Below are 18613 nucleotides of genomic sequence, written 5' to 3' on the forward strand. Positions count from 1 at the left end.
GGGCGAGACGCACACGGATGCAGCATCATCTCGCCAGCATGATTGTTCCTCATCTGCAATACCGCCCCCCGCAACGCCTGCATAATGGCCCTACTGTACCGCTCGTGTGCGCGGACCCATGGCCGACTTGCCGCCGGCACAACGGATCGTTTACCTGGCCGGGTGAAATCGCTGCTGCGCGGTGGGAAGGCCCTCGGTGATGAGGAGTTCCACGGCGTCTGCCGCATCGTTGAGCAAAAGGGGTAGATCCTTCTTCTCCGCAGCGCCGAAATCCTTGAGTACGAACTCCGCGGGATCCTGACGGCCCGGTGGACGTCCCACTCCCACGCGCACGCGGTAGTAGTCCTTCGTGCCGAGCGCCCTGCTGATGTCGCGCAGGCCATTGTGGCCCCCTTCACCCCCGCCCATTTTAAGTTTCAGGGTGTTGGCCACGATATCGATCTCGTCGTGGACCGCGACCACGTGGTCCGGGGCGATGCCGTAGAAGCGCGCCAGGGCGGCGACCGGGCCGCCGGTGAGATTCATGTAGGTCAACGGCTTGGCGAGCACCACTCGCGGCCCGTCGATGCTGAGACGGCCCTCCAGCGTGACGGCTCTCGCCTTCGAGGAAGAGAACCGCCCCTGCAGGCGTCCCGCCAGCACGTCGAGGACCAGCTGGCCGACATTGTGGCGATTACCCGCGTAGCCGGGCCCGGGATTCCCGAGCCCGGCGATGAGCCAGGTGTCCGACACCGTGGTGGTCCTGCTTACTGCTCGTCGGCGTCGGGGACCACGGCGTCTTGGTCGGCATCAGCGGCTGTCGCGCCTTCGGCGAGCGCCTCGGGGTCGACGTCAGTCTCCTCGGGCTCCCCGAGATCCTGGACCACGGGCGCCATGAGGTTCACGACGAGTGTTTCCGGATCAGTCAAGAGCGTGACCCCGTCGGGCAGCACGATGTGGGACGCGAGGACGTGCTCGCCGATCTGGCGCCCCTCGATGCTGACCGTGAGGGTCTCGGGAAGACGGGTCGCGTCGGCCTCGACCAGGACCGTGCTGGCCTCAAGATTGGAGACGACATCGGGAGCGGGCTCGCCCTCGACGTGGATGGCGACGTCCACCTCGACCTTCTCGCCGCGGCGAACCGTCAGGAGATCGAGATGCTCCACGATCTGCTTGATCGGATTGCGCTGGATGTCCTTGACCAATGCCAGGTGGTCCTCACCCTCGATGTCGAGGGTCAGCAGTGCGTTGGCCGTACGGACTGCCAGCGTGGTCGCCTTCGACGGGAGCAGGACATGGATGGGATCCGCGCCATGGCCGTAGACCACACCGGGAATCATCTGCGCCTGGCGGGCGCGGCGGGCGGCCCCTTTACCGAATTCGGTGCGGACGTGTGCTGCGAGCTTCTGCTCGGACATGGTTACTCCTTGGAACATTGCGGCTCGGCGCTCACGGCGCAAGCACTGGGACGGTGCTGGGCAAAAGAGTGTCCGCGTGGGTAGGCCGTCGTGAGTCAATCGAGACGCCAGCCACTGTCGATCACGGAGTCCGGCCAGGACGAGTGCTCCCGGCCCGCTCCCTCGCCTAGGCATGTGAACCTAACTGTACCGCAGAGCATCCGGCACCGCTCCACACCGTACGTACCGGACACCTCGGGAGCAGGAGGACCGAAGAATCAGCTGTCCGGCGAAGCCGGCGGATCTGATGACTTGCCCAATGAAATGAACGCCGGTTTACGCGTCATGGTGAAGCCATTTCAGCAGGCTAAAGGCCTATCGGCACACGCACCTACCAAGCACCGCTATCAGCAGGTGGCCCGCCCATCGATCCGGTTGCCGGACCCGGCGGTCACGTTAAAGGAACCGCTTCGGCAGGCAGTATTGCCAGCCAGGACTACCTGGCTCACCGCACCGAAGAAATCTACGGACCGGCCCGCGTTGTCGCGGAACGCGTTGTCCCGGACCTGGATGTTCCTCACGACCCCTCGTGCACCGTAGTAACCGGTGACCAGGCCCTTGGGCGATCCCCAGAACACGTTCCCCTTGATGGTCAGGTTGTAGGCGCCGGCGGCACCTGCTGCGATCTGCATAGCTGATCCGTGGCGCCCCCCGCGCACCTTATTGTTCAGGTAGGCCACGTCGTGCACCGGTTCCTCGATGCTGTGCGCCACCAGGCCGTCGTCGCCATCCGATCCTGATCCCTGATCCACGGTGTTGCCCTGCACCACGCCGAAGCTGGAATCGAAGATGTGGATGCCGTCGAGCTGGTTGTACTTGCCGCTAGTGGAGACGGACGTGACACTGTTCCGGACACAGAAGTTGGTGCTGGCCACCACGGCTATGGAGTAGGTGAAGGGATTGACCGTGGTCACGCGCTGCACCAGTGCATCGTCGGTGTACCGGACGTCGATCAGGTATTCGTGCAGGCGATGGGCGGTATTGCCGTTGAGGGTGTCGCCGCTCTGATCGGCGACCAGGTCCGAGATGGTCACCTTCGTGGCGCCGTTGGTGGTGATCAGGGGATGTCCGCCGAACGGACCCCGATTCTTGAGGAACAGCGGCCCAGCCTTCACTCTGGTGGACGTACCTGCTCCCTTGAGGGCCACGCCACTGCGGAGTAGAAGCGGTCGCGAGACCATGTAGGTACCTGCGGCCAACTGCACGGTTCCCCCGCCTTGGCGTGAGGCAGCATCGATGGCCTTCTGGATCACCACAGCGGAGTCGGTGGACGCGCCGCCGATCGGCGCTGCGACACGCCGAAGTGCTGTGGCTGTACTTCCTGTGGCCGTACAACTGATCGCCCTACTCCCATCGACAACCGTTGCTGTCTGCGCCTGCACAGGGCCGGCACCGAGACTTGACATGAGCATGAGAGCGATGAGGCATGAGATCGAGCGATTCATGGACCTCAGCGTAGAACCGAGCGGGTTACCCAGTGCTGCGATGCTTCAAGCCTATTGAAATCCTGCGCAACCCTTTCGGGATGTCTCCCCTGAACACCGAACCCGCCCCGTCCCGGTGCGCCTGTGCCCGAATGGTCCATCCTCCACGTCTAAGCTCAGCGGAAGTCTGTTCCATCGGGTCAGCTCGTCAGCTGCTGTCGCACCCTCGGCGTCGACATCGATCTCCTCGGACTCACCGACCTCCTGGACCACCGGCATGGCGGCTCTGGAAGATAGGACCTGGTGGGGAGATCACCGAGCACTGACCGCTCACCACTTCGAGAATCCCACTGCTTGGCCAACACTGGAAGAGCACTGCCGGTCACGCAACGCGTGACCGGCAGTGCTCGAACATGAGGGTCGGCGGCGGCTGGGGACGAAGTTCTGGTCTCAGGAGAACTCCTACGCCGCCGACCCGGTACGGGGGATCGGGGAGGGCACCCGCTACGGACGTCCCCTCGACAAGATCAACGGTAGGACTGAATTCGTACGTGGACACGAGTAGTCCGGACGCAAATGTCGGGAAGGAGTACTCGAATGCTCGCGGATGGAGTACCTGCGAACCCTCCTGCGTCCCTAGACACCTCTTGGAAGATAGTCCAGAATGCCCGTCAGGTCCTCTCGATGCGCGATGCCGAGCTTCGCGAAGATTCGGTACAGATGTCCCTCGACGGTGCGCGTCGAAAGCACCAGACGCCGCGCGATCGCCCTGTTGGAGAGGCCATCGGCCGCCAGGAGCGCAATCTCGCGCTCGCGTGAGGTCAGCGAGGGGACGGAGTGCGGATCAGACGGCTCGACGACCAGGACACCGTCGATCCGCGTCCGACGGCGTCGGGCTGCCGGGCCGAGCTCTCGCCGGCGGCCCTCGTCACGTGCGCCGGCGTAGAACTCGATCGCCCGGCAGGTGGCCTTCGCCGCGAGGAGATGCTTGTGCTGTCGTTCGGCCCCGTCCGCCGCAGAAGCCAGCGCCTTCGCGTCCCCTGACACCAGGCCCTCGGCGTATGCCTGCAGCACATCGGACTCATCGCCCTCCAGACCTGCCGCGACCACGGCGAGCAGGGACGGAGAGAGTTCGTCATCGAGAACGGTGGCGATTTCGAGGATGTCCTTCTCCGCGGTGTACCACCCGTGTTCCCGTGCTGTACGGGCGTGGGTGACCAACCGGGACGTGGTGACATCGGTGCTGAGCAGGACCCGTGAGGCGTCGATCAGGGCCTCTCCGAGCAGGGTGTACTGCGCGGCCCCACACGGCATGTGCGAGGAGAACTCAGCGGCCCATCGTTCGATCTGATCGGCCTCGCCCAGCGTCGCGGCCGCCCACGACGCGATACCCAGCGCGTACGGCAGGAGCGCGTCGTGGTCGGACCGGCGCAGGGAGACCAATGCGGGACGGATCTTCTCCAGCGCGCGTCGGAACTGTCCTCGCCGCGTGTCGATCGCCGCGTCGAGTACGGCGATACTTCCGCTGCAGAAGGTGTAGTCCACCTCGGTCCCCGACGTGTAGTGGTCGAGGGCGTCCTCGGCCATGGTCAGCTCGCCGCCGTGTACCAGAAGACTCACGTGGCGCAGAAGTAGACCCCGGTGAAGATCCGCCAGCACCTCTGGATGCTGGTCGACGAGCGCGAGGGCCGCAGAGCTGTGGTGGAGCCCCTGCACGGCCCTGCCGACGGCCCCCAAGGCCTCCGCGACGAGGGCGTGCGCCGTCGCGAGCCGGCGAGGATCACCCGTGCCGTCGTCGAGGATGCGGTCGAGGGTCGCGATCGTGTCGCCGTATCGCCCCAGAAGATTCCACTCAAGAGCTCGTTCGATGAGGAGATCGGGATTCGCCTCCAGGTGGTCCTTGGAGGGTACGTCCGTCAGATCCTCGAGCGCCCTGCACGCGCGTCCGAGCACACCGCTCCACGCTGGGTCGTCCCGCCCTGCCGCGACCGACTGCCGGTGCTCGAGGACAGCGAGTGCCGTCACCAGCTCCGGGGCCGTCGCGTGATCGAGGAGACCGGCGCTCCACTTCCGGGAGTCGTCCAGCCGCGACAGACCGAACAGGGCGTGCGCGCGGTACACGGCCGCTTCGGTCGCGCACGCCGGCGCTCGGATGTCATTCACGAGTCTCAGAGCCGCACGGGGGTCGTCGTTCCGCAGCGCCAGGGCCGCGAGTTCGAGCAACCGGTCGTCGGGTACGGTCTCGGCGCACTCGAGCGCCCACAGGCCACGGCGGATCTGGTGCCGGGCCGGCTGCGTCCGATCCTCAGGGATCGCGGAGTTCACCCTTCGCAGCAGGGAACACCGCCGCCCCGTGGGAATGATGGTTCGCAGGATCCGGCTGGGAAGCACGCGAGTCTCGAGGATTGCGGCGCGCGGTCCCGTGACGCTCTGGAGGAGACCGATCCGCAGCAGTGACGACACCGTCTTCTGGCTAGTCAGCCGGACCAGATCGGCAAGACCGAGCACCTCGGAGAGGGCGAGGATGTCGAGGGCCGTACGTTCGGGCGCGCCGAGCTGTACGAGGATGGACTCCACAACTTCCCCGAGGACCGCAGGCATCCTCACCTCCGTGTCGGCGAGCACCCAGACACCGTCGATGACGACGAGAGATCCGTCTCTGACGGCCTGGTCCAGGATCCCGGGTAGGAAGAGTGGATTACCGGCTGATTCACGACGCAATCTACCGCCGACGCCGCGGGCGATGGACGGGCCAAGGGTACGACGGCACAGGGACAGGACGTCGGGATCGGTCAGTGGCTCCATGACGTGCTGCTCGACGATCTCGTCCTTGGCGAGGATCGCGAGCTCCCCGGACAGCGCAGCTGCGCAGGGCGCGAAGCCCACGATCGTGATGGCCCCGTAACCCACCAGCTGTGTCAGAAGCAGCCCACTGTCTTCGTCCAGGAGATGGATGTCGTCGACAATGACGAGAGTTCGGCGATCGGCAGACCGGCATCGGACGAAAGACAGTACGAGACGCAGGACGGACCGTGGCGACAACACGTCGTATGGCGTCGCGTCGACCAGAAGGGGCGCGAGGGCTCCGTACGGAACAGTTTTCAGAATCGCCGTCGCGGTGAGGAGCAAGGGGACGAGGCTGTCCGTGGGTACGGCCATGAGCCCGCGGGCCATGGCGGTCTTGCCCATGCCGGGACCTCCGTACACGAAGGCGCCGCAGGTGGGTCGCTGCTGGAGTTCCGTGGTGAGCTTACTGAGCAGGTCCCGCCTGCTCGGATACGGGAAAGCGGGCAGTGGAGCGTGTGTCATGGCGCAGTGTCGGGCAGCAGGAGAGTAGTGAGTTCCGCCCTGGTGCTGATGCCGAGTTTCGAATACACCCGGTACAGATGTCCTTCCACCGTCCGCACCGAGTGGAACACCGTGCGGGCGATATCTCGCTTGGTCTGACCTGTCGACGCGAGCGCTGCGATCTCCCGCTCGCGGGCCGTCAGCGTCCAAAGTCGTTCATCGTGTTCCTGCCGTGCACTGCCCCATGGATCCTGATCGGGATTACGGCGACCTGGCCCGTTCAGCCTTTTCGTACCTCGCACGTCGCCTGCCATGAGACGTGCGAGTCGGACCTCCCTCGCAACTGCGGCCTCGGTCACGGCGTCCGCCAGCAACTTCGGATCCGATGACACGAGAGCTCGCGCATAGAGCCGCCATATTCGGGCCTCACGCCCCTGCAGGAATGCTGTGAGATCGTCGAGATCCGCGATCGCCTCCCTGCGTCCGAACCCTATGGCGGCAGCAAGGCCGATGAGGGCCCACGATCCTGCCCCTCGTTCGAGATCATCGGCGGCATCTCGGTGGAACCTGACAGCGCCATCGCGGCCACGTCGCGCGTGGTCGGAGAGCGCTGTCCGATAGAATCGGGTAGCGCGCCGCACCAGCCAGGAACCGCCACCCCGCGCGTCCGACAACGGAAGATGCGCGACCGTCTGCTGCGGGGAGCTCTTGTACTTACAGCTGTGCGTGAGCGCCGCGGCAGCGATGACCAGGACTCCATTCGGGTCCGCGACGCGAAGTTGCTGAACCACGGCCCTGAGGACGACCCTCGCCTCCGACCGTCGATCCTGCACCAGCAGGTCCACGCCCTCGGAGAGCTCGGCGAGCGACCTGCAACGGGAGGACCAGTGACCGTCCTTTGTGCTCAGCTGCCAGAACGCGGTATCGCTCCGGCAAGCCGTGAGCAGGCACGCGAGCTCGACCCGCAGGAGCGCAGCATCGGCATGTCGGTAGGAGGCCCCGGGATGAGTCAGGTACCGCGCAAGCAGGCGAGCCAGTACCCCTCCGTCGTCGTAGCCGGCGAGAATCCTTGCCTGGAGCAGGAGCGACTGCGCGGTGAGTTGCAGCCGACGCTCCTCCTCGTTGAGTACCTCCGGTGGATCTGTCCGGACTAGCGAGGGCAGCACTTCGAGGTTCTCGCGGAATCGTCCCTCGAAGGCGGCGAGTTCAGCATGTGCCTCATCGTTATGTCCCTCGCCGCAGGCGGCGATCAGTGCCTGCCGGCTGATCCTGGCCGCTATGCTGCTCTCTCGTCCGAATGACGCCGCCAGACGACTGGCCCGCCCGTATTCGCCGCCATCGTTCAGGAGACGGAGCGCACGTTCCGCCTGCTCCAGCGCCACGGTCCCACTTGCCCTCCGGCGCCACAGGACGTGGCGGGCAGGATCGAAGCGCAAGTCGTCCAGAGTACCGGCGCTGCGGGAAAGATTAGAGCACAGTCGCGCCGCATCGGTCGAGGACACCGAACTCGCAAGCGCTGATTCCAGCTCGTGAGAGGCAAGGCGCACGCGAGGTGGTCGTCCGCCGTCGACCCGGAGGAGTCTCGCGGTCTCCAGTACATCGATGTCCGCCGGATCGGAGAGCAGCGCCAGATCAGCCCACACCGAGGCTTCCAGAAGCGCCAGCAGAAGGATGATGTCCCGTTGATCCGGTGACAACGCCGGTACAGGGGCGAAAACGGTTCCGACGTCGATCCGGCCCGCGTCCCCGCCGAGCACCCAGAGCTCCTCCCGCCGGATGAGGGCTGAGCGCTGCACCAGGTCCCGCACCACAGCCCGGATCAGACGAGGCAGCCCCACCCCCCACCTGGTGACGGCTTCGGCGCCCTCCCTGCTGAGGCGGACGCCGAGCCCGACCTCTGCGAGCATCCAGGTCTCATCGAGAGTCAGAGCCGGGAGGAACGTCCGTTGTAGGGAACCGGAACGCCAGAACGCCAGGAGCGAGGGATCCAGTCGAGCGAGATCAGTGACCGTGAAGACTCCGCGTAAACATTCCGGAAGTGATCCGCGGTCCGGATCCATCCCGGCTCCGTACGAGGACTCGGCCGCCGACCACGTGGGCGGGATTGGGAGGGCATTCTGCAATCGCATTCGAGACCGACTTCCTGGCGTATGACGATTCTTGGGAAGAATCGTAGGAAGTCAGCGGCGATATGGCACGAGTGGACGCCACGGATCCGCGGCCGGGACCACTCGCGTCCCCCACGCGCGCCCGGCATCACCTACTCGTTTCTCCCCGCAGGAATCCGTGACCCTGCAGATCAGTCAGGCGATGCCGTCGAACGGTCATCGTGTCCTCATTGCGCCCGAGGATCCGTCGTCGACCGTCCGAGCAGAACCCGATCACACGTACTCGATCATGTTGCTCGGGTGCCCACCGCGCCGGACCTCGAACTGCGTCACCAAACCCGCTCGTCCGATGACGCCCAGCTTGCGGCAGATCCGGTAAAGGTGACCTTCCACGATGCGGACCGAGACGAAGATGGTACACGCGATGCTCTCGCCGGTCGCGGCAAATCGCGCGACGGTGTGCTCCTCCCTGTGAGATCGGAGACACCACGAGCTGCGCCGAGAACCTCGAACAGAGTGCGCGCGAAGAGAGCGCCATACTGGGTGACGCAACGGGAAGCCGAGCGCATCCCAGCGGAAGTGGCACCGTCCTCCTGCAGCGTCAGTGATTGCTTGATTGCCGGTCCGGTGACAGACAGCACGTCGGCCCGCCGAGGCAAGGCGTTCGAGGTCGTCCTCCGAGCGCTCCTGTGTGGCTCCGGGAGGTCTGGTGCGCGACGGCACGAAGTATCGCCGTCGTACCACTACCCAATTCCCCCGGAGGGTAGGGCCCGCCCGGCCCGGGGACAGGATGCGTCGAAGGGCGTCATCGGATAGTTGCGCTCGCGCTCCAAGAAACGCCTTGTTCGCCGCCGACGACCGAAGGGTCGGCGAACAAGGGTCTGCACGTACCGATGGGACCATATGATGGAGACTCCACGAAGTTGTCGTCCTGTTCCCCAGCCGGTGCTGCTGAAGACCAGTTTCCACACGAGGAACATGCCCTACCGGGTACACGAGTGGATGCCACTGGGCTGAGGTCGAACTACTCGGAAGGACAGCGGGGTACTACGCACAGCGAGCATCCTTCGCAGAGAACGCCGATCATCACCCGATCCTTTTGGACTACCCTGAGGGGACGTTCCACAGTGTTCCGGTGCGACCCGTGCACGCTGGTGAGAATTGTCCTACCCCTGTCGAGCAGTCAGAAGGCCGACCCATGAAGATCCATCCTCTCGAGGCGACGCTCCTGGCGGCCTTCGTGGTGGGCGTGGTCGTGACCGTCTTCGCGTTCGACACGAACGATGACGGCGGGTGCGTTGCCACGGGCAGTAGTTCCACGAACGTGGTGCGAAGAGATGTCTCGGATTCCGGCAACTCCGGGGCGCTCCAGGCGGCGATCGATATCGCTGAGCGTCAGGGAGGAGGGGTCGTCCAACTCACCGCGGGACAGTTCGATGTCGACCGCCCGCTGTTACTCAAGGACAACGTAGCACTCAGGGGCGTAGGACCGGAGACGGTCCTTAAGGCATCACCTCGTTTCCTCGACACGAAGGGCCCCCACGGCGGGCACCCCATCATCTCCACCGAGGGTGCCGATGACGTCACGATCGCCGATCTGACGGCAGACCAGAGCGGCGACCTGCTCGACGGAAACGTCGACGGCCGGCTCAACGAGTACCTGATCGACGTGCGACACTCGACCAACGCCCTCGTGGAAGGCGTGACGACCCGCAATCCCTTCACCTACTCGATCGCAGTGGTGGGCAGCCAGACCTTCTGCGTGCGCGACAATTCGACCGTGGCCGAATCATCGGGACGATACGACCAGCTGGACGGTGTCCACATCACGGACTCTCACTCGGGCGTCGTGCAGGGCAACCGGATCGACCAACGCCAGGGCGACGACGGCGACGACGGGATGGTCGCCCAGACGATCGGGAGGCCGGTATACGACGTCGTCTACCGCGACAACGACGTCCGCGGGGGGTCTCATGGTGCAGGTATGCAGCTGGCAGTGTCCGGTCACGAGATCCGGAACATTGTCATCGAGGAGAACCGATTCTGGGGCTCGCCCTCTGGCATTCGGACCGGCCGCTACGACGGCGGTACCCAACCTGTCCGGGACATCCTGATCGTCGGCAACACGTTCTTCGAAAACGACCGCGAGTCGGTGGTCTTCGGGGGCGAGCTGGAGAATGTCCGCGTCGAGCAGAACACCATCTGCCGCAGCGGTCCCATCAGCGTGGCTCCAGCAGCAGGAAACCTGGTCAGCGGTAATCAGGAGCGCTGCTGATCCCTCGCGGTACGACGCGCCCGGTCGAGGCCTCCAACGCGCCGCCACAGCCTCGTTCCGCGGATCACGTCCATCGGCCCACGCTCCCTGAGTTGAGCCAGAATCATCAACCCGGCAATGACGACGGTGGCGACCCAAAGAACCGGCTGCGCTTGTGTCACTTCGAGCAGCACGGCGAAACAGGCAGCCACGATGAAGCCCTTGATAGCCATGCGGCCCGACGTGGGCGGGAGAAGTGGAAACGCGATGATCGTCAGCACGCCCGCGGATGCGAGGGCACCCACGGCACAACCGATAGCGATACCCTCCACGCCTCCCCGATCCCACCCCAGGAAGATACTTCCGACGATCAGTGCCGACGCCGCCACCAGTCCGAGCTGGCATCGCCGGTAGGCACGCAACGCAAGCAGCACCGTGGCGAGGACCGTCAGCGCGGCGTACCCGAGTCCTGACAGCGCGAGGAAAGGCAGAAGAGTCAATGAGGCGTGGTACTGCTCCGGCAGTACCAATGCGACCAGAGCATGGGGAACTGTCGCGATCACGGCGCAGGCAACCAGTGAGAGCCGGCCGAAGGAACGCAGGGCATCGGTGAGGATGGCGGTCGCATCGGCACCCGGTTTGCGGAGCAGCGGAAACACGACGATCACCGTACCCGCTGCTACGTACACCGGCGCCTTGGCGATCGACGCGAGCGCCTGGAGTCCGGCCGCTGCTGTCGACCCACCATCGAGGAACGCGACGAGCACGACGTCGATCCCCACCAGCACCGACACGATGCACAGCGTCGACGCGATATCAGAGGTTTCGGCCCAGCGCCACCGCTGGCGCAACACCCGAGGTCTCCAGGTCAGGTCCTGGAGGAAGGACCGGGGCGTGACCAGGAGGGCGAGACCGCCCACGGCGAAGCCGAGAACGGCGCCAGGGGCACCCCACGCGAACACCACGACAAGGAACGAGAAGACCAATCGGATGAGGACCTCTCCGACGGACTTGACCGTGTACCGCACGAAGCGCAGGTCTCCCTGGATCCAACCCGACGGTGCCGCTCCCACGAACAACACGAAGGCGGACAGTGCAACGAATGCTGCCGTCGAAGCTGACCCGAGACCCGCCGTGATCGCCCCTGTTACCAGAGCTGCGAGGAGACCGACCAGGACCGACACCGCTACGCCGAAAGCCACGGCGTCACGTCGAGCTTCCGAACCGGGAGGGTGGGCGGTGACCGCTTGGGACAATGGTAGGGGGACGAGCGCTGAGGTTACGATTCCCACCATTCCCAGCATCACCTGGGCGGCGGCGAACTGGCTGAAGGCCGCGGGTTCGAGAGCATTCGCCATGACGATCGTGATGACGTAGCTCAGGACACCGACGACTCCAGCAGCCATGGACAACAGCGTCCCGTACCGGGCAACTCCCGCACTTGCAACAGACGCTTGTTCACTACCGGTCTGCGGACCGAGGCCAGCCTGCAACTCGGACATGGGACCGATCGTCACGAATTTCCCCCAGACGGAGTTCAGGCAGGGACAGAGGCAAGGCAGAACAGACTACAGACTACAGATGGGCGAGGGAGACAAGCACGAGTATTGCCTACTCGCATCATCCAGCAACGACTACTTGGAAGATCCTGCTTCGCATCGGAGGTCGTGGTGGGCGCTCAGCAGCTCGGAACGAGCCCTATACTGAGCGCGCTGGTCGGTTCGAAAACAGCGAGCCATGAACACCTGACCAGTGCGACGATAGGAGGATCTGCGTGGACTTCTTCGCTTCTGACGTTTTCTTGACGGCGTTGGCCAGGGATTACCATCGGGCGAAGACGTACGAGTTCAAGACGTACAGCATCGAGGGCGGTCAGGTGCGCTTGGCCGAAGCTTCCGGGGGCAGAATACTCACTACCGGGCCGTTCTATGACTACGTCAAGTCTGTTCCCGCTGATGATTCGAGCCACGGAACTGTGAAGTACCTTCCGAGGCTCGTGACCTCTGTGGTCACCCTCGACGACGAGAACCCGGCCGCCTCTGTCCCCACGAGCGAGGATGTCGCACCGCTCATCAGGTGGGACAGGTTCTCCACCTGGGATGACTACCTGGCCCTGCTCAGGACGAGAAGCAGGAACCTGACGTCTGCACGGCGCAAGAAGCTCAGAAAGACGACCGAACACTTCGGCGATCCTGTGTTCACCTTCCGTGACACCAGTGTCGAAGCACTCGACCTCTGCGTGAAGTGGAAGATCGAGCAGTACGAAGGCGGGCATGAGACCCTCGAGGATCCCAACGCTCTCGTCCTCCTCCGGCGCATGTTCGACGAGGGCCATCTGGTGTTGGCGACGTTGAAGGTCGCTGACAACTATGTCGCAGTACATGCCGGAGTCGTCTGGGAAAACGACTACCTGGACATATTGTCGGCATACGACCCGGCTTTCGCGGTGTACGGAGTCGGGAGGGAGCTTCGCCTGCGCCTGCTCGAATGCAGCTACCGTCAAGGACACAGGAGTTATGACCTCCTGTTGGGAGCCGAACCCTACAAGTGGGACTACGCAACCCACGTCCAACTCATCGAGACCTACGGACGCCCCCCACTGGTACTGCGCGCTCGTGACACCCTGGAACAGGCCTCAAAGCGATGGTTGGTCGCTCTGTCCCCGCGCCTGTTCTACCGCGTCAAACGGGTGGTGATCGCCGCGCGCAGGACGGTAGCGGAGACGACCAACAAGATCGACGCAGGGTCGAGGTAGTGGGGCGGTCGGTCGCCAGGATGTGAGGGGTCCGCCGTCACAGCGGTCGGGCCGCCGATCAGTGTCGGTGGAACGAGTAGGAAGAAGACAGATGCGATCTCCTGTCCCGGAGAGGAAGCCTCGACTCATCGCGGTCGATGGAGCACGAGGGCTTGCTCTCATCGGGCTGATGATCGTCCACGTTCTCCCACCACAGGATTACGATTTCGAGCCCACGGTGCTGTGGCGAATCTTCGCAGGCCATTCTGCTGCCTTATTCGCCCTGCTCGCGGGGGTTTCACTTGCTTTCGGCTCCGGTGGGCGGCAACCAGTGAAGGGCACAGCGCTGAGAGCCGCCCGAGCATCCGTCGCAGTGCGGGCGGCCTGCATCATGACCCTTGGGCTCGTGATCGGCTATGCCGATACTCCCGTTTCCATCATTCTGGCCTACTACGGGGTGATGTTCCTGTTGGCGGTGCCCCTGCTCGGCCTCTCCGCGAGGACGCTGGCTCTTGTTGCCGCCGTGATGGTAGTGGCGGGCCCCATCGTGGTGCAGGCGGTGCGGGATCTGCTGCCGAACCCCGGGTTTGATCCCACCTTCACCTCGCTGTTCACCGAGCCCGTGGTGCTGGTGAGTCAGCTGCTGTTCACCGGCGTCTACCCTGCCGTCCCCTACCTGGCCTACATCTGCGCCGGGATGTCAATCGGCCGGCTCGATCTGGGGTCCTGCCGCGTACAACTGAGGCTGGTGCTCGCCGGAATCATCCTCACCGGCACGACTTGGCTGCTCTCCGTCCTGCTCCTGGGTCCATTGGGCGCCAAGAACCGGCTTGGAGAATTGTCGCCTGACCTTGACCTCGAGGCAATCGACAGGATTCTGGTGTGGGGACCCGACAGCCGACTCCCCACGACCTCACTGTGGTGGCAGGTCGTCCTCGCTCCGCACTCGACAACCGTGCTGGAAAAGCTGAATACGGTCGGCACCTCCGTTGCCGTGCTGGGAGCAATACTGCTCCTGACGCATGTAGCCGCCTCTGAGCTGGCGCCGCTGGCCGCACTCGGCAGCATGACCTTGACCCTGTACTCGGCCCACCTGCTCGTCCTGGCGACCGGATTCCTTGCCAACCAACCCAGTGGGTCTCTCATCATCCAAGTCGCCGTCGCTGTCAGCTTTGCTTTCCAGTGGCATCGGAGCCACGAGAACGGGCCCCTCGAGGGCCTCGTCGCAAAGGCAACACGAAGAACACGGAGGCGAATTCTGAACGCCCAATAGAGGACGGTCAGAATTCGACCAGTGGGTACATGTCTTGCCGACCAAGTAGTGCGGGCGAGAAGTGACAAGTAGTGCGGGTGAGAAGTGAAGTATCTCCTACCCGTGCGGCCGATACGGGACCTGATTAGCGTGCATGGTGCGGATAGTTGCACCGATGAACGAAGCGATACGTCCGTGCACCGAGGAGCTTCAACCTGAGGAGAGTCGTGGAGATCGAAACGAGCCTCGAGCCCGTGCCCCCTGCGAACACCATCAACACGGCTTACCCCAGCGAGGATGAGTCGGGCACCAAAAATTCGACGGCGCGCGCTTCTTCCCTGTCCGCCGCATCTGCACGCAGGCAGGTGCACCTCGAAGTCATTATTCCCGCCTACAATGAAGCTGATCGCATCACGGCCACGCTCGGTGCCACAGTGGATTTCCTCGCGGCCCAGCCGTGGTCATCCAGAATCGTGGTGGTCGACAATGGCAGCGCCGATGACACGGGCAGCGTCGTGCGGCGGATCGCGCAGGCATCAGACACCGTGGACATACACCTCATGGGGTGCGCCCACCCGGGCAAGGGCGCTGCTGTTCGTCGCGGTCTGCTGAGTAGCCGTTCCACCTTCGCTGGATTTCTCGACGCTGACCTCGCGACTCCCATCGCCACTCTCGAAGCAGCAATGACCTACCTGGAGGCCGGTGCAGCCGCTGTGATCGCCTCGCGGCACGCTCCCGGATCCACCTTCGTCCAACCTCAGCACCTGGGTCGGAGAGTGGGAGGGACTGCGTTCCGACTGATGACACGGCGCATGGTTCAGGGGATCGCGGATACGCAGTGCGGTTTCAAGTTCTTCGAGGTAAGCGCTGTGAAGCGCGCCCTCGTGGAGTGCCGAACCATGGGGTTCGCTTTCGATGTCGAGCTTCTCCAGCGGATCCAGCACTCTGGAGGGCGGGTTCTCGAAATTCCCGTTTCCTGGACCGACGGACCTGCCTCGACGTTCAGGCCCATTCGCGACGGATTGGCGAGTTTCGGTGCCGTCCTGCAGATGCAGCGGATGTCCTGATGAATCCCTACCCCATGCCGATCGAGCGGCTCGCGGGCAAGCGTCTCCTCATCCTCAACTGGCGGGACATTCGTCATGCTCAAGCGGGCGGTGCCGAACAGTACATGCACCAGATCGCGGTTCGCTGGGTCAAGGCGGGCGCCCTCGTCACGTGGGTGACGGGCCGCGGTGCCGGGCAGTCAGCACGCGACGTGGTGGACGGAATCGATGTCATCCGCTCGGGCGGTGCGCTCGGCCTTTATCCGGCGGCGGCACTCTGGCTGCTCCACAGTGGACGGACCTTCGACGGAGTCATCGACTGCCAGAACGGCATCCCGTTCTTCTCCCCTCTGTTCCTTCCGCAGGCCACGCCGATCGTTCAAGTGGTCCATCATGTGCACCAGGACCAGTTCGACACTCGATTCTCCAGACCTCTCGCCAGGATCGGTCGGTTCCTCGAGAAGGACGTCGCCAGGATCGTGTACGGCAAGCGCTCTATAGCAGCGGTATCGCTCTCCACTCGCCAGGAACTGCGGCGACGCCTGGGCTACACAAATCCCATCTTCGTCGTGCCGAACGGCACAGTGGACCCGCCGAACGAAATCGGCCCACAGGACCCCGACCCCACCGTCACGGTCGTCAGCCGGCTGGTACCGCACAAGAGGATCGACCTGCTGCTCGGGCAGGTCGCCGTGGCAGTGGAGGCCATCCCGCGGCTTCGCGTGAACATCGTCGGCGACGGTCCCGAACGATCACGGCTGCAGAGAATCGCTGTGGATCTCGGTCTGTCGGCGGTCGTCACGTTCCACGGCTACCAGCCGAACCATGTGCGCGATGACCTCCTGAGCCGTGCGTGGGTCACGGCGTCGACATCGGCTGCCGAGGGCTGGGGTTGTTCTGTTATCGAGGCGAATGTGTGGGGGGTGCCCTGCGTGGCCCTGAGGGTCCCGGGAATCCGGGACTCGGTGGTGGATGGCGAGACAGGCTGGCTGGTCGACGACCCGAAGGATTTCGGCCCCGCTCTGGTGGGCGCCCTCGAGCACGTCGGCGAAGCCGCGAAGGCCACATCAATCACCGAGGCATGCCGAACGTGGGCCGGGCGCTTCACCTGGGACCGCAGCGCCTCACTGCTCGCCGGGATCCTCATCGAGCAGAGCGCTCCCACCGTCAAGGCAAAACTCCAGCGTCGTCGAGCGCGCTCGGACATGGCCGCGAATGCCCGGTTCAGCGTCTCGGCAGGATTCGACCCCTCGCGGTCGCTGCGGGCCACTGACGAGGTCTCCGAGGAAGGCATCGAGACCAGCGTCCTGTTGAACGGCTGCGACGAGACGGATGCACATGCTGTGCTGCGCAGGATCGGTATCTTCGAGGCGGAGATCACGCTTGCGGATCGGGACGGAATCCTCGCCGGCCCCTCGGCCGTGAAGAGGTCCGGACCTGTCGATCAGATCCCGTTCCCTGTCAGAGGCGGAGAGGCATGACGGCATCGGTCACCTACTCGGACGCCGACGACACATCATCGCCCGCGCGGCGCGTGGCGCCAGCGGCTCACCGACTGGTTACGGGCACCGCTGCCGGCCTCGTCCTCGTCATCGGTGCCGCCTTTGCTACCCGGGCGATCGGCCTGGTACGTGGATTCGAACTCTGGCTCGACGAGATGCTGTATGCGCGCCTCGGACAGTCGGTCAGCATGGGACAGATCCCCAACCTCCCGGACGGGCCCTTCCTGCTACATCCACCCGGCTACTTTCTTCTCGAGGGCGCCGTCATCGACCTGTTCGGCATCTCGGGCAACAGCATGGACCTGGTACTGCAACTGAGGTGGCTGAACGCCGTGATCGGCGCACTGTCGGTGGGCTTGGCGTTCCTCCTGGTGCGGAAGGTCTCTAATCCGGTGGCGGCCTGGGTCATCGCCGTCGTCCTCATGGTCGAACCGTTTGTCCTGCGCAACAACAGCCGGGTCTTCCTCGAGACCCTCGGAATGGCAGCCCTGCTGGGGGGTTTTCTCATCATCGTCGCATCGATGGACCGCCCGCCCACTCGATTCCGGTCCCTGAGGCTGCTGGCAGCGGGCCTGCTGCTGGGGTATGCCGTGCTGACGAAGGACGTGTATGTCCTTGGTGCAGTCGCCCCTGTGGTCGTCGCCACGCTGTGGCGGCGCACCCTCTCCGCCGGGGATGCCCTGGTGATCCTCCTTGCCGCGGCGATTCCCTATATCGCCTACCTCGCGGTCCTAGCCCTCAACGGCCTCCTGGGAGCCTGGATCTGGGCGAAGACCAACGGTCTGCGGCGAATGACGGGTATCGATCAGACCACTGGCTTCAACCAGGAGGGAGCGCCGAGCTTGGTCGGCAGACTGTTCGACCAGCTGACCCAATTCGGATCCTCATATCTCCTGCTCGCCATCGGCCCGGTCGCCGGACTCGTCCTGTGCTTCAGCGCAGTACCGGGTCGGCGCCTGGTCGGGATCACTGCGGTGCTTTTCGGCTTGTTCGGCGTCTACAGCGTCGCGTTCGGCACCCTCGAGGAACAGTACGGATATCCTGTCCTGTGCGCTGGCGCGGTCAGCTCCGCGGTGTGTGCGGTGGAACTCGTGGAGCGGAAGCAGCAATGGCGAACGCCTGTGATCCTGTTCTCCGTAGCCTTCGTGGCCCTCACCGCGGCGACCGGGCTGCGGACCCTGGTGACCACGGACAACGGCTTCGTGCAGGTTCGCTCCTGGATGCAGGAGAACCTCCCGACCGACGCGAGGGTGAGCGTCTCGAACAGCACCGGTGAGGTCGCATTCGAGGACAACCCGCGGATCGGGGTGTGGCCCTCAGCGCCACTCATGCAGGAGAACGGGGCAAACTACATCATCACGCAGGAGCTCCCCACCTCGCTCGGATATGGGTACGCCCGTCCCGAGATGCTGGAGTGGCTGAAGGCGAATGGCGACCCGATATTCAGCGTCACCGGTCCGACAAACGGCGCCACCGTCCTATGGAGGGTGGACGACGCGATCCTGGCGAGAGGTGCGGCTGACAACGTGGGCTTCCCCTCTGCAACCTTCGAATCCGAGAGGTAGCACA

12 protein-coding genes are annotated in these 18613 nt (G+C 64.4%); 6 read left to right on the forward strand and 6 right to left on the reverse strand.

The annotated features are described in order from the left end of the window. Nucleotides 1-150 precede the first annotated feature (150 nt). The 5 genes from pth to Q0747_RS08185 form a co-directional block, all read right to left on the reverse strand. Nucleotides 151-732: an aminoacyl-tRNA hydrolase gene (gene pth / locus Q0747_RS08165; RefSeq protein WP_298253421.1), complete on the reverse strand. Its 582-nt coding sequence runs from the start codon at nt 730-732 to the stop codon at nt 151-153. Nucleotides 733-746: 14 nt separating this feature from the next. Further along, nucleotides 747-1397 carry a 50S ribosomal protein L25/general stress protein Ctc gene (locus Q0747_RS08170; RefSeq protein WP_298253423.1) on the reverse strand — a complete coding sequence of 217 codons (651 nt, stop codon included), beginning with the start codon at nt 1395-1397 and terminating at the stop codon, nt 747-749. Between the two features lie 386 nt (nt 1398-1783). Further along, on the reverse strand, nt 1784-2881 hold the full coding sequence (locus Q0747_RS08175; protein ID WP_367277693.1) for a glycosyl hydrolase family 28-related protein: 1098 nt from the start codon (nt 2879-2881) through the stop codon (nt 1784-1786). Between the two features lie 615 nt (nt 2882-3496). Next, nucleotides 3497-6169 (reverse strand): LuxR family transcriptional regulator, encoded by a 2673-nt coding sequence (locus Q0747_RS08180; protein ID WP_298253425.1) that lies wholly within the window; start codon nt 6167-6169, stop codon nt 3497-3499. Further along, the gene (locus tag Q0747_RS08185) at nt 6166-7905 is read right to left on the reverse strand and encodes a LuxR C-terminal-related transcriptional regulator (protein ID WP_298253427.1); all 1740 of its coding nucleotides are present in this window, start codon (nt 7903-7905) and stop codon (nt 6166-6168) included. Before Q0747_RS08185 ends, Q0747_RS08180 begins: the two co-directional genes overlap by 4 nt. Nucleotides 7906-9454: 1549 nt before the next feature. Here Q0747_RS08185 and Q0747_RS08190 point away from each other — a divergent pair. Then, on the forward strand, nt 9455-10531 hold the full coding sequence (locus Q0747_RS08190; RefSeq protein ID WP_298253429.1) for a right-handed parallel beta-helix repeat-containing protein: 1077 nt from the start codon (nt 9455-9457) through the stop codon (nt 10529-10531). Here the strand turns inward: Q0747_RS08190 and Q0747_RS08195 are convergent. After that, entirely contained in the window at nt 10516-12012 is a 1497-nt protein-coding gene (locus tag Q0747_RS08195; RefSeq protein WP_298253431.1) for a lipopolysaccharide biosynthesis protein, read from the reverse strand. The genes Q0747_RS08190 and Q0747_RS08195 overlap by 16 nt on opposite strands. A gap of 272 nt (nt 12013-12284) precedes the next feature. Between Q0747_RS08195 and Q0747_RS08200 the strand changes: the two genes are divergently transcribed. The 5 genes from Q0747_RS08200 to Q0747_RS08220 all read left to right on the forward strand — a co-directional run bounded on the left by Q0747_RS08200 (nt 12285) and on the right by Q0747_RS08220 (nt 18609). Beyond that, a complete protein-coding gene (locus tag Q0747_RS08200) occupies nt 12285-13265 on the forward strand; it encodes a GNAT family N-acetyltransferase (protein ID WP_298253433.1) in 981 nt (326 codons plus the stop codon). 91 nt (nt 13266-13356) lie between these two features. After that, nucleotides 13357-14517: a heparan-alpha-glucosaminide N-acetyltransferase domain-containing protein gene (locus Q0747_RS08205; protein WP_298253435.1), complete on the forward strand. Its 1161-nt coding sequence runs from the start codon at nt 13357-13359 to the stop codon at nt 14515-14517. Between the two features lie 206 nt (nt 14518-14723). Then, complete coding sequence (locus Q0747_RS08210; protein WP_298253437.1) at nt 14724-15563, forward strand: glycosyltransferase; 840 nt, start codon at nt 14724-14726, stop codon at nt 15561-15563. After that, entirely contained in the window at nt 15563-17023 is a 1461-nt protein-coding gene (locus Q0747_RS08215) for a glycosyltransferase family 4 protein (protein WP_298253439.1), read from the forward strand. The genes Q0747_RS08210 and Q0747_RS08215 overlap by 1 nt, the downstream gene beginning before the upstream one ends. After that, nucleotides 17020-18609, forward strand: coding sequence for a glycosyltransferase family 39 protein (locus Q0747_RS08220; RefSeq protein ID WP_298253441.1), 1590 nt, complete (start codon nt 17020-17022; stop codon nt 18607-18609). Before Q0747_RS08215 ends, Q0747_RS08220 begins: the two co-directional genes overlap by 4 nt. Nucleotides 18610-18613 lie beyond the last annotated feature (4 nt).

Source organism: uncultured Arthrobacter sp. (genome assembly GCF_947493765.1).
Classification (GTDB): Bacteria; Actinomycetota; Actinomycetes; order Actinomycetales; family Micrococcaceae; genus Arthrobacter_D.